The organism is Bartonella sp. P12B, from assembly GCF_055796185.1.
This window is the reverse complement of the sequence record NZ_JBTTDI010000001.1, coordinates 351179-363614: the sequence shown is the minus strand read 5'-3', so window position 1 is coordinate 363614 and position 12436 is coordinate 351179. Positions and strand designations below refer to the sequence as shown.

Annotated in this window: 10 protein-coding genes and 3 pseudogenes; 4 read left to right on the top strand and 9 right to left on the bottom strand. The window is 42.5% G+C overall.

The window, feature by feature from the left end:
* Nucleotides 1–507: 507 nt before the first annotated feature.
* From AC0QT1_RS01535 to tkt, 4 genes are all read right to left on the bottom strand, one after another.
* Nucleotides 508–1539, bottom strand: a complete 1032-nt coding sequence (locus AC0QT1_RS01535) for a class I fructose-bisphosphate aldolase (protein ID WP_473199738.1) — start codon at nt 1537–1539, stop codon at nt 508–510.
* 100 nt (nt 1540–1639) lie between these two features.
* A complete protein-coding gene (locus AC0QT1_RS01530; RefSeq protein ID WP_473200008.1) occupies nt 1640–2833 on the bottom strand; it encodes a phosphoglycerate kinase in 1194 nt (397 codons plus the stop codon).
* Between the two features lie 339 nt (nt 2834–3172).
* Nucleotides 3173–4180, bottom strand: coding sequence for a type I glyceraldehyde-3-phosphate dehydrogenase (gene gap, locus AC0QT1_RS01525; RefSeq protein ID WP_473199739.1), 1008 nt, complete (start codon nt 4178–4180; stop codon nt 3173–3175).
* Between the two features lie 167 nt (nt 4181–4347).
* A complete protein-coding gene (gene tkt, locus AC0QT1_RS01520) occupies nt 4348–6357 on the bottom strand; it encodes a transketolase (protein ID WP_473201494.1) in 2010 nt (669 codons plus the stop codon).
* Nucleotides 6358–6686: 329 nt separating this feature from the next.
* Here tkt and AC0QT1_RS01515 point away from each other — a divergent pair, with 329 nt between their 5' ends.
* Together AC0QT1_RS01515 and AC0QT1_RS01510 are read left to right on the top strand one after the other, a co-directional pair.
* Nucleotides 6687–6962, top strand: a complete 276-nt coding sequence (locus tag AC0QT1_RS01515) for a DUF4164 domain-containing protein (protein WP_473199741.1) — start codon at nt 6687–6689, stop codon at nt 6960–6962.
* Between the two features lie 12 nt (nt 6963–6974).
* The gene (locus AC0QT1_RS01510) at nt 6975–7352 is read left to right on the top strand and encodes a cell division protein ZapA (RefSeq protein WP_473201493.1); all 378 of its coding nucleotides are present in this window, start codon (nt 6975–6977) and stop codon (nt 7350–7352) included.
* A 304-nt stretch (nt 7353–7656) separates the two neighbouring features.
* Here the strand turns inward: AC0QT1_RS01510 and AC0QT1_RS01505 are convergent.
* From AC0QT1_RS01505 to AC0QT1_RS01490, 4 genes and pseudogenes are all read right to left on the bottom strand, one after another.
* Nucleotides 7657–7899 (bottom strand): annotated as a pseudogene (locus AC0QT1_RS01505) (hypothetical protein); the annotation flags it as partial.
* Entirely contained in the window at nt 7869–8084 is a 216-nt protein-coding gene (locus tag AC0QT1_RS01500) for a hypothetical protein (protein WP_473201492.1), read from the bottom strand. The gene AC0QT1_RS01500 and the pseudogene AC0QT1_RS01505, both read right to left, overlap by 31 nt.
* Before the next feature lie 28 nt (nt 8085–8112).
* Nucleotides 8113–9549, bottom strand: coding sequence for a pyruvate kinase (pyk, locus tag AC0QT1_RS01495; protein WP_473201491.1), 1437 nt, complete (start codon nt 9547–9549; stop codon nt 8113–8115).
* Nucleotides 9546–10079, bottom strand: a complete 534-nt coding sequence (locus tag AC0QT1_RS01490; RefSeq protein WP_473201490.1) for a DUF1036 domain-containing protein — start codon at nt 10077–10079, stop codon at nt 9546–9548. Before AC0QT1_RS01490 ends, pyk begins: the two co-directional genes overlap by 4 nt.
* Before the next feature lie 235 nt (nt 10080–10314).
* Here AC0QT1_RS01490 and AC0QT1_RS01485 point away from each other — a divergent pair, with 235 nt between their 5' ends.
* The gene (locus AC0QT1_RS01485; RefSeq protein WP_473201489.1) at nt 10315–10575 is read left to right on the top strand and encodes a DUF2312 domain-containing protein; all 261 of its coding nucleotides are present in this window, start codon (nt 10315–10317) and stop codon (nt 10573–10575) included.
* Nucleotides 10576–11194: 619 nt separating this feature from the next.
* On the opposite strand, the pseudogene AC0QT1_RS01480 reads toward AC0QT1_RS01485, so the two are convergent.
* Nucleotides 11195–11416, bottom strand: a pseudogene (locus AC0QT1_RS01480) (Arm DNA-binding domain-containing protein); the annotation flags it as partial.
* A 251-nt stretch (nt 11417–11667) separates the two neighbouring features.
* On the opposite strand from AC0QT1_RS01480, the pseudogene AC0QT1_RS01475 reads away from it, so the two are divergent.
* Nucleotides 11668–12230, top strand: a pseudogene (locus AC0QT1_RS01475) (GNAT family N-acetyltransferase).
* Nucleotides 12231–12436: the final 206 nt, after the last annotated feature.

Below are 12436 nucleotides of genomic sequence, written 5' to 3'. Positions count from 1 at the left end.
TTTCAAGATGATAATAACTTCTAGATCTCCCCTTAAAAAGCAATAACGCGCCTCACGGAACAATCCCCCACCGATGCAACAGCTCTCACTATTCAGACGTTTCATAAGAAACATTTTTACTCTTTTCTTTAGAGTTTTTTATCCACACGGAAACCCCACTTGTAACGGACAAGGGAAGAATTTGCTTTGATTCATCATAAATAGGATTGAAATGAGAGAATCTTAGGGTCTTCAGGATTCTAATTCAATAGGAATAACGATATATCATTATAAATCAATACATTGCCATGATGCCGCTCATTGATAAATTGACTTTAAAGAAAACTCTTCCCTTCCCCAATCATATCTCTCGACAGCCCCCATAACGACATTAAAAATGCCTAGAAAAATTCTCTGAGAAAACTTTCAAAATCAACACGTCCCCCATCATTTTTATCATGATGAGGGTCTCATAAATCACGCCCAAATATACAAAGTCCCCCCGCATTCAAGCACAGAACTTATTCTTCAAGCACAAGAGTGCTCATGCTCTTTTGTCCATTGCCCCAAAGCAGCCAAATGGTTCATTCGCGCCCGATGATAAAAGGCTTTTTGTGCAGCAGCAAGATTTTCAACTTTTCCACCCCATGCCTTTAGGGCAGCAGCTTGCAAAGCCCGTCCATAAGAAAAGGTCAATTTCCAAGGCAACACACCCAAAGCATTCATAGCCGACAAATGCGCCGTTGCTTCCTGATCAGACTGCCCTCCAGAGAGAAAAGCAATTCCTGGAACAGCAGCAGGAACAGTTTGTTTAAGAACCTGCACCGTTTTTTCCGCTACTTCTTCAATAGAAGCATGGCGTGCCTCTTTTCCATCAATCACCATATTGGGTTTTAAAATCATACCCTCCAAGACAACCCGTGCCTCAAACAATTCTTTAAACACCGCCTGTAAGACAGCATGTGTTACCTCAAAGCAGCGCGCAATAGAATGCTGACATGAGACCCCATCCATCAGTACTTCCGGTTCAACGATCGGCACAAGTCCGGCTTCCTGACACAAAGCAGCATAGCGCGCGAGAGCTTGTGCATTTTGCCTTATTGCCCCTCTTGTTGGCAGTGTATGTGCATCAATTGCAATGACCGCCCGCCATTTAGCAAAACGTGCTCCTAAGGCATAATAGTCTTTTAAACGCTCACGCAGACCATCCAATCCTTCTGTAATTGTTTCGTGAGGAAAAGCTGCCAAGGGTTTCGCCCCACTATCAACCTTAATACCGGGTAGAGCACCTGCCTCACAAATAAGATCTGTCAACATTTGCCCAGACGATGCTTTTTGACGAATGGTTTCATCAAATAAGATAACACCAGAGATCGCGCTTTCCATGGCTTCTTTTGCGCTAAAAAGCATCTCACGATAAGCACGACGATTATCCTCATTGGATTCAACACCAATGCTTGCAAAACGCTTTCCAATTGTTGCCGTACTTTCATCGGCAGCCAAAATCCCCTTACCCGTACTCACCAGAGCAAGTGCGATATCTTCAAGACGTTCCTTCATAAAACATTCCTCATTCTTCTCTCTTCATTTTCAAAACTGAGCAGCATGACCACTGCTCCTAACCGATATACAATTTAAATTTTTCGTTCACACAACCCCTTTAAGCCTGCATAAGGGCAAGGATACCAGGAAGGATTTTCCCTTCCATCCACTCTAAAAAAGCACCTCCAGCTGTCGAAAGATAAGTAAAATCATCCGCAACACCAGCATGATTGAGTGCAAAAACCGTATCTCCTCCTCCAGCAATGGAAACCAATTTCCCTGCCACACTCCGTTGTGCTGCATGACGTGCAACGGCAATCGTGCCTTGATCAAAGGGGGGCATTTCAAAAACCCCAAGCGGTCCATTCCACACCAAGGTAGCCGCTTCATCAATCACAGCATTGATATGCGCAATGGAACGTGTCCCAATATCGAGAATCATGCCCTCCTCAGGGATATCACTAAGATCATAAAGACGATGTGGCGCATTTTTTTCAAAGCGAAATCCAACGATTGCATCCACGGGAAGTAGAATTGTGCATTGGCATTGTTGTGCTTTTTCAACAATTTTTTTAACCGTTTCCATGAGGGCATGTTCACACAGTGATTTTCCAACATGCACGCCTTGTGCTGCTAAAAAACTGTTGGCCATACCACCACCAATCACCAAATGATTGACCTTTTCCACCAAATGATTAAGGACAAAAAGCTTACTAGAAACCTTTGCGCCTCCAACAAGTGCAACCACTGGACGGGCTGGATGACCAAGGCCTTTTTCTAAAGCCTGCAATTCACTTTGCAAAGAACGTCCTGCATAGGAAGGTAATAAATGCGTTATTCCCTCCACCGAAGCATGGGCACGATGAGAGACTGAAAAAGCATCATTCACATAGAGATCACCATGCTGTGCTAAAGCTTCAGCGAACGAACAATCGTTTTTTTCTTCTCCTGAATAAAAGCGTACATTTTCAAGGAGCAAAATCCCACCATCTTGCAAGGACTCAATTGCCATCTGCGCTGATGGACCAAGACAATCTGAAGCAAAAGCGACCGGCTGACCAATTATTTTCTCCAGCGCTTCGACAACAGGGTATAGAGAGAATTCTGGTTCCACCTTTCCCTTGGGGCGCCCACAATGGGAAAGAAGAATAATCTTAGCACCACGTCTTTGCAATTCAACCAGTGTCTCTTTATGTCGTTTGAGACGTGTCTGATCACAAACCTTCCCCTTAGCCATAGGTACGTTAAAATCGACCCGCACAAGAACGCGTTTCCCAGCGACATCAACATCATCAAGTGTACGAAAATCCATCACAGCTTCCTCTTCACTTATCGTTGTTTCAACCAAAAACGCACCGGCTTAACTTTCTCTTCATCCACTTTATTTTATACAAAGGGATTAGCATCTTTTATTTTCTCAAGCTCTACCGCATTCAAGTCTTAACTCTTGCAACCCCTGCTCTTTCATGCAGTTTAAAAAATTACCCATCGCGTGAAAAGATACCACCCTCATCACCTCAGACAACATTTTTTTAACGCACAAAGAATAATCTTTAACGAGGGATAATCTCTCCTGTTTTTTCAAAAAGACTATGCTTCAAGACTCTTATAAAATTTTCCTTTTATAAAAAAAGAGGATCTAAAGATCCTCTTATATTGTTTTAGCAAAAGCGACGGCTGTATCACTCATGCGGTTTGAAAACCCCCATTCGTTATCGTACCAAACCAGCACACGACAAAGCTGACCATCAATCACCTTCGTTTGATCATTGTGGAAAATAGCTGAATGTGGATTATGATTAAAATCACAGCTGACAAGCTTTTCCTCTGTCGTGTCTAAAATTCCCTTGAGGGAACCTTGTGCAGCAATGGCAATAGCCGTATTAATTTCTTCAACGGTTGTGGAACGCTTAGCGGTAAATGTCAAATCAACCACGGAAACATTAGGGGTTGGCACACGAATTGACACCCCATCAAGCAACCCTTTTAATTCTGGTAAAACCAGCCCCACAGCTTTGGCAGCCCCTGTTGAGGTAGGGATCATCGAAAGAGCTGCCGCACGGGCACGATAAAGATCACGATGCATTGTATCCAACACAGGTTGATCACCTGTATAAGAATGAATTGTCGTCATAAAGCCCTTTTCAATCCCCACCGTGTTGTGCAAAACTTGCGCAACAGGCGCCAAGCAATTGGTTGTACAAGAAGCATTGGAAACAACGAGGTGCTCTTTCTTCAAAGACTGGTGATTAACGCCATAGACCACGGTAAGATCTGCTCCTTCAGAAGGAGCAGAAACAAGAACACGCTTTGCCCCAGCTTCTAAGTGCGCACTTGCTTTGTCACGTGCGGTAAAAAGCCCTGTACATTCCAAAGCGATATCGATCCCCAGAGCTTTCCAAGGCAATTGTGCTGGATCACGCTCTGCCAACACCTTTATCACACGACCTTCAACATCAAGAGCATCACCAACAACCTTAACGCAACCAGGGAAACGTCCATGCACTGAATCATAGCGCAACAAATGGGCATTGGTTTCCACCGATCCCAAATCATTAATAGCCACAACTTCAATATCTTTTCGGCCACTTTCCACAATGGCACGCAAGATATTACGCCCAATACGACCAAACCCATTAATTGCTACACGAACAGTCATTCCACATTTTCCTTATCGATCTTTTAGTGCAACAAATGGGCATTCTTTCCAATAATCCCAAATGATGAGCAGCCACACCTTCAACATCTTGATCAATCACAAAATCCACAAAAATGAGTGTAATATTTTGCACTCACTCTCATCAACCCCATCCATTGCCCTGTGAATCATCCTTTCACATTTTCCTTATCGATCTTTTCAAGCTCTTTTTCAACAGTAGCAACCACATTCTCACAAGTGATATTGAAATGTGCATAAAGCGCATCAATTGTTCCGCTTGCGCCAAAGCCCTCCATACCGATAAACACCCCATCACATCCAATAAAACGGTCCCATCCTTGGCGAACAGCAGCTTCAATGGCAATTTTAACTGGTGCCTCTCCAATAAGAGCATTCTGATAGGAGAGAGATTGCTGAGCAAAGAGTTCAAAACAAGGCACGGAAACAACACGCGTTGGGATTCCTTTTTCTTCTAAGAGAGCATGGGCTTTTACAGCAATTTGTAATTCTGATCCGGAAGCAAACAATGTTACTTTCGCATCATCACTTGCAGTCAACAATTCATAAGCACCAAGCATACAAAGATTTTCTTCTTCATACTCTTGACGCAAGAGGGGTAAATTTTGTCGGCTCAAAGCCAAAGTAGAAGGTGTTTTTCGTGCTTTCAAAGCCAATTGCCAGCATTCCACTGTTTCCATAGCATCAGCAGGGCGGAAAACAAGATGATTAGGCATTGCCCGCAAGGAAGCCAAATGCTCCACGGGTTGATGGGTTGGACCATCCTCACCAAGACCAATGGAATCATGGGTCATGACATAAATGACCCGCAATCCCATCAAAGATGAGAGTCGCATAGCAGGGCGCATATAATCAGAAAAGCATAAAAAGCTTCCACCATAAGGAATAAAGCCCCCATGAAGAGCAAGACCATTCATCACAGCACCCATGGCATGTTCACGAATTCCATAATGGAGATAACGCCCTGAAAAATCTTCAGCAGAAATGCTTTCCATCTGACTTGTCTTTGTATTATTGGACCCTGTTAAATCAGCCGAACCACCAATAGTCTCAGTAACAACCTCATTAATAACTTCAAGAGCCATCTCTGAAGCTTTACGGGTAGCAACAACAGGACGCTCTTCAACGAGTTGCTGTTTATAAGCATCAATAGCCCCATCGAATCCGCTTAACAGATCGCCCCGCATCAACCTTTCAAATTCGAGCCGTTCTTCGACAGGAAGATCGGCAAATTTTTCTTCCCACCTTTGCCGCCTTTTAGCAGCATTAAGACCAGCCAAGCGCCAATTATCGAGAATATCGGCTGGAATAACGAAAGGCTCTGCCTCCCATCCCAAAGCGATACGGGTTTCAGCAATTTCTCGTGCCCCCAACGGAGAACCATGAACTTTACTGGTCCCTGCTTTAGTTGGTGCTCCAAAACCAATGGTTGTTTTACAAGCAATTAAGGTTGGTTTATCAGAATCGCGTGCGGCTTCAAGAGCCCGCGCAATTGCTGCTTGATCATGTCCATCAACTTTGTGTACATTCCACCCAGAAGCTTTAAAACGTGCCATCTGATCTGTACTCTCAGCAAGAGAAATTGCTCCATCGATGGAAATATTATTATCGTCCCACAACACGATAAGCTTATTAAGTTTTAAATGGCCGGCAAGGGAAAGTGCTTCTTGAGAAATCCCTTCCATGAGGCACCCATCACCAACCAACGCATAAGTATAATGGTTGATAAGATCGCCAAAACGTGCATTTTGCAAACGCTCACCAAGTGCCATTCCCACGGCATTTGCCAATCCCTGTCCAAGAGGCCCCGTCGTTGTTTCAACTCCAGCCGCATGCCCATATTCTGGATGCCCAGCAAGCTTTGACCCTAGTTGGCGAAAGTTTTTCAGATCTTCAAGGCAGATATCTTCATAACCAGAAAGATACAGCAAAGCATAAAGTAACATAGAGCCATGGCCAGCAGACAACACGAAACGATCACGGTTTGGCCAATGAGGGTTTTTAGGATCATGAGCAAAGAACTTGGTATAAAGAACGGTAGCAATATCAGCCGCCCCCATTGGCAAACCAGGATGACCAGAATTTGCTTTTTCAATCGCGTCAATTGCAAGAAAACGGATAGCATTGGCCATCTGATTTTGTTGTTCGGTATTTGTCATGAATAATAGACCATTTCCTTAAATAGGTTATATTTTTGCTCTTTTAATTCTCTTAAATTTTTGAGAAAAACTCTTTCTTCTCATCACCAGCTTGAGATTTCTTTACCACTTCAGTGACACGCATAACATTTCTCTCACGCCTCTTGATACCCATACCATTTATGCCAATACTCTCAAAAAATCCAGCTTTTAATTAACAGAACTTCCCTGCTTTGCTTGCTAAAATGTCCTACATATTTAAAAATGAAATTCACGCAAGAGAAGAAAACGAGTGATTCGTTTTTTATAAAAACTATAAGGGATCCAATTACCCAAAGGATGAAAGCATCATGAACCAAGAAACTACGGTTCTACCCTACGCTTTAGAGAGATTAGAAAAAGCACTAAGAACCTTAGAGATCACCATTATAAACCGCAATGCTGTTATTGATAAAACCAACGAATGGGAAGAGGAAATTCAGCGCATGAATGCTGATCGTAGTCATCTTGCCCAAGCGCTTGATAAAGCCGAAGCCCAAGTTGAACGACTAGAGGCGGTCAATAAAGAAGTTTCTAAACGTTTAATTAAAGCGATGGAAACGATTCGTGTTGTCATTGATAGATAAAGGTTTGAACGTATGGAAACAGTTTCCGTTACCATTGATGGTAAAGTTTATCGCATGGCTTGCGATAAAGGACAAGAACAACATCTCATTGAGCTTGCAGCTCGATTAGATCAATATATCACCCATCTGAAGACCAATTTTGGTGAAATCGGTGACCACCGTTTATCGGTTATGGCTGGTATTATGATACTTGATGAAATGGAGGAAATAAAACGAGAAAATAGAAAACTACAAGAAGATTATGAAGCTCTTTTACGCCTCCATAATGAAAGAGATCGCACTATGGGAAAAATTATGCGAGATACAACGGAGCGCATTGAAAAACTTACCAATCAATTGCTTCAAGATGACCAAAACACTCTTGGTGTTCAAGAACAAGAAAATTCATAAAAGCCCATCAGTTCTTAAAGTGACCAGAGACATGAGTGGAAAAGAATCGTGCAAATTGCAACAGCAATAAGCAGATAAAGCCATAGTATTGCTTCCAGCATAAAACACTAAAAGCACATCAAAGAGCTTATCCCATAGAGGATCTCCTCCAAGGAGCGCAGAGCATTGTGCACAAACATTTAAACAACTTTTTTCCATCATAAAAGACAGAAAACAGCACGCAAGAGATTTGTAGCACGGGGAGCACCAAGGGGAAAAGCTGCTATCACAAGACCCCGATCTCTCACGAACCATCGCATCATTTTCATAAGAGAAAAGATATTATGAGCAAGCATACTTCATCAGACTCTTCAGTTTTTCTTATTTCCAATTTTGGAAGGTTTTTAACAATTTTCATTGTTTCTCAATTCACAATAAAAACCCTTTGAAACCGTTCCAATGGAGAAGCAAGTTTGCCACTCATTTCAACAACAGAGCAATGGGCATCATGAACCATTCCACTCTTTTTATCGGTCTTTACCCATTCACATTCCATAACCCATTCAAGAACGAATCTCCTCCTTGGCAAAAGCCTTCTTGAAAAGCAAGGGCGGCCGCACGTTCAACCCTCTCTTCCAAATCTCGTGCATCTTGCGCAACTACACGAAGAGAAGCCCCCAAATTAAAGCCAAGCGCCGCGCTGTTGCCACAATGGGCGATAAGGCAATAATGGGGGGGTATTTGGACGCTCATAAAAAAGCATCACGCTAACAAGTTCTCGTTAAACCGCCTTTGTCCCATCTTCACAGACAGAAGCAATCCGCAAGAGGTTTGTAGCACCCGGTGTGCCAAGGGGAACACCGGCTGTCACAAGAAACCGATCCCCTCCTTGGCAAAAGCCTTCTTGAAAAGCAAGGGCGGCCGCACGATCAACCATATCTTCCAAATCTCGTGCATCTTGCGCAACCACACAATGAAGCCCCCAAATTAAAGCCAAGCGCCGCGCTGTCTCCACGATGGGCGATAAGGCAATAATGGGGGTATTTGGACGCTCACGAGATGCCCGCACACCCGTTGTGCCGGATGCAGTATAAGCAACAATGGCTGTTAATTGGAGTGTTTCGGCAATCTGACGCGCCGCAAGAGAAATCGCATCCGTTCCTGTTGACTGAGGAACAGGATGCTGAGCACCCATCTGCGCCTCATAAGTAGGATCTTGTTCGATTTGTCGGGCAATTCTGTCCATCATAAGCACAGCTTCTTCAGGATAAAGACCAGAAGCTGATTCCGCTGATAACATTACAGCATCGCTTCCCGCATAAACGGCTGTAGCAACATCAGAGACCTCTGCCCGCGTTGGAACAGAAGAGGTAATCATTGATTCAAGCATTTGTGTTGCCACCACAACAGGTTTTCCCACTAAACGGCAAGCTTTTATGAGTTCCATCTGCAATGCAGGAACCCTTTCTAGGGGCATTTCCACACCGAGATCACCCCGTGCAATCATAATCCCATCGGAAACATCAATAATTTTTTCTATGTGCTCCAAAGCTTGAGGTTTTTCGATTTTAGCCATCAAAGACACTTTGCCTTTTGTCAATCGGCGCACTTCTAGAATATCTTCTGGACGCTGGATAAAAGAAAGGGCGACCCAATCTACAGGCTGTTGCAAAACAGCTTGGAGATCAGCCATATCTTTTGGCGTTATGGAACCAAAAGGCAAAACCGTATCAGGAAAACTAACCCCTTTTCGATCAGAAATACGGGTTCCAGCAACCACACGGCAGACAAGTGAATGACCATCACACACTTGTGCACACAGTTCCAGCTTTCCATCATCAATCAACAGCCGATCCCCTGGTTTAACAGCGGCAAAGACCTCCTTGTGTGGGAAAAAGACACGGTGCGCATCACCAAGGACATCACGACTCTCTAATGTAAAGCTTTGCCCCACGTGCAAATCCTCTTGCCCCTTAGCAAAACAGCCAATACGCAATTTTGGTCCCTGTAAATCCACTAAAATACCAATGGGGCGCCGAACGATTTGTTCGACCTCTCGTATTCGCTTCACCACCTCTCCCATTGTTTCAGGGTCGGTATGACTCATATTCAGACGAAAAACATCCGCTCCTGCTCTAAAGAGCTTTTCAATCATGGTACGAGAAAAAGAAGAAGGCCCAAGAGTTGCAATAATTTTCACTTTACGTGCACGCTTCACGGTGGAGAATCTCCTGAAAGAGGGGGGGAATTTACAACCGAATCATTGAACAAAGCCTCTTCGGTTAACTGCACCATCCAACTGGTTTGATTGCCTGTATCAATTTCCTTAAATTCAGCCTTTTGATAGCCTCTAGGGAAACAATCATGAACCCCTTGAATGGTAAATTGGCTATCTTGCACACACATCGTTACAGAGCCAGACCAACTTCCTTTTTTCTGAGCTCCCTCCGCATAAAAATAATAAAAGCGTGAAGACAAAGGTCCCTCAATTAAAGTTTTACACTCTGTCACTGGGACCGTCCACCACCCTTCGCTCACCCATCCTTTAAGTGTCCGATAACCAAGAGCAACACCAACAGACTGCTGAGTCGTATTACAAACTCTAAAGTCAGCTTTTGCAAAAAAAACAAGGGAAAAGGAGAGCAGAATGCTCAAAAGAAAAACCCTCAATCCTCTCTGAAATATCCACTGCTGTTTTTGAGAAATCACAAAACCACTCATATGACGTAAGCTCTTCAAACAAAACATACAGTCCTTTTCTGCTCTTTTTCAAGCACCTTTTAAGTGTGTACAGAGATATTTTTATTCTTTTGTACCTTTTATAGCCTTTTTATCCCTGTAAAGATCTTAAACTTTTACAAAATGTTTAAAGTCAACTTGTAAGAAAGTGTACAGCTTGAGTCACGTTTTGTTTTTCAAGCTTTTCCAAACAAATTTATCGTCGAAAAAACAACTTAAAACAAAGACTCCGGAGAAAAATGCAATGAATAATACAGTGACTGATCAAACCCACGCTATATCCGTAAACCAATTACGTGCTTTTATCGAACGAATTGAACGGCTAGAAGAAGAGAAAAAAACCATTTCTGATGATATTAAAGAGGTTTATGCTGAACTTAAAGGCTCTGGTTTTGATAGTAAAGCTGTTCGAAGCATTATAAGATTGCGTAAAAAAGAAGAGCATGAACGAATGGAAGAAGAAGCAGTCATCCAGCTTTATAAAAATGCGCTGGGCATGAATTAACGTAATAGCGTTTCTTTACCCAGAAAAGTTTAAGTTCCAACCGTTCTTCTTCTTTTCGTTCACAAGAATTTTTCTTTTTCTTAACAGCACTGTCACGAGTTTCGTGAACGAGAAGCCCATGAACGAATGGAAAAAGAGGGCTTCCGATTGTCTGGTGGAGTAATAAACACCGTTGAGGACATGAAATATTTTCTCAAAATGAAGAGAGAATGAAAAATGCCAAAAATCGATAATGAACAGGAATTTCTACCAGAAATGTTAGCAATTTGCGCAACTTATGAAGAAAATATCGATAGTCCACCAGACAATTTAACCATAAATCTTTAAGAAAGGATCGAGAATCGAGAGTATAGAAAACCGTATAATGTCCCTTACACCCAGAAGGATTCTTCTCTTTCGATCAGTCATTGAGAAAGGATATTTAAGAAAACAGATGGGTGTCAAGACATTGATCACCAGTATTGGTCCAAATTAAAAGGCGAAACACAGCACCAACATTTTGCACATTACAATCGATGCATTACAAGTTGACACGCATTGGCAACCCTTGAACGCTCCCATTCGTATAACATTCTCGTAAACGAGCAAATCGGGCATAAAAGGAAGTCCTCTAAGCCGTAACAGAACGCCACCCAGTTGCACATTCACGGTCTTTTTTAAAGAGATATTTCTTAAAGCCCTCAAGCCCATTTCACGACACCGCCCGTGGAGGGTATAGCGGTAAAGCCATTGAGCACCACCATCTTTATACTTATGAAGGTGCAAGCCAGCACCATCATACTCTTTACCAGCCCCCAATGTTGCGACAGCCCTTGCTATTCAGACGATTCATAAGAGGCATTTTTGTTCCTTTCTAAACGGTTTTCTACCCACACAATAACCCCGCTTATGGCGTGCAAGTAAGTGACTTTAATTGATACAAAATGAAATGATTTGAAATGAGATGAGATGAGAAAATCTTACAATATTTGGGGTTATGATACAAGTTGAAAAACGATGAATTATCGTTATAAATCAATATATTGCAGCCAAAGAAAAAGAGTGTTCCATAAAAGAACCTCTTCATTAACGCAAATGAGAAAAAAGAAGACCATGGCAATCAAAACAAAACGAACAATTTCCACATTAATCAATGGTGAAGATGCTAATGAACTGTCTTCCTATTATTTGCGTAATGCAGACTTTCTTCGTCCACTCGAACCACTAAAATCTGATGATTATAACACCCTAACAGCTTGGAAGACGCGAGCAAATACATTTGCTTGTGAGAGTGCACAAGGGCGAGCATACCGATATGCCGTACGATTGAAAAATGAAAGGGCAATCATCGGTGTCGTTAATTTTACAAATATTGTGCGTGGTGTTTTTCAAGCCTATCATCTTGGCTTTTCTCTAGATGAAAAGCACCAAGGCAAAGGCTTCATGTTCGAAGCTTTATCTGCTTTGATCCTTCATATCTTTGATGTTATTCACCTCCATAGAGTGATGGCAAACACTCTACCGGAAAACACCAGAAGTAGAATTTTGTTGGAACATCTTGGTTTTGAGAAAGAAAGCTATCGAAAGATTATCTGATGATTTCTGATCAATGGAGGAATCACATTCTCACCTCACGAATTAATGATGCGTATAAAGCCGCCAAGAAAGCAGAATAAAGCATATTAAGGTATTTTTACCGGATGTTGAAAGATGATACCATGCAAGTTTTATAAAACTCAACAAGACTTGTCTTTTTCACTATCTTTGCATATTCAGTCTCTTTCTACGACCCTCGCATAAAAAACCAAACGCCAGCCACTCTTTTTCTCTTTTGCGCACAAACTTCTTCTCCACTCCACGCCCCTCCCTCACAAAGAACAAA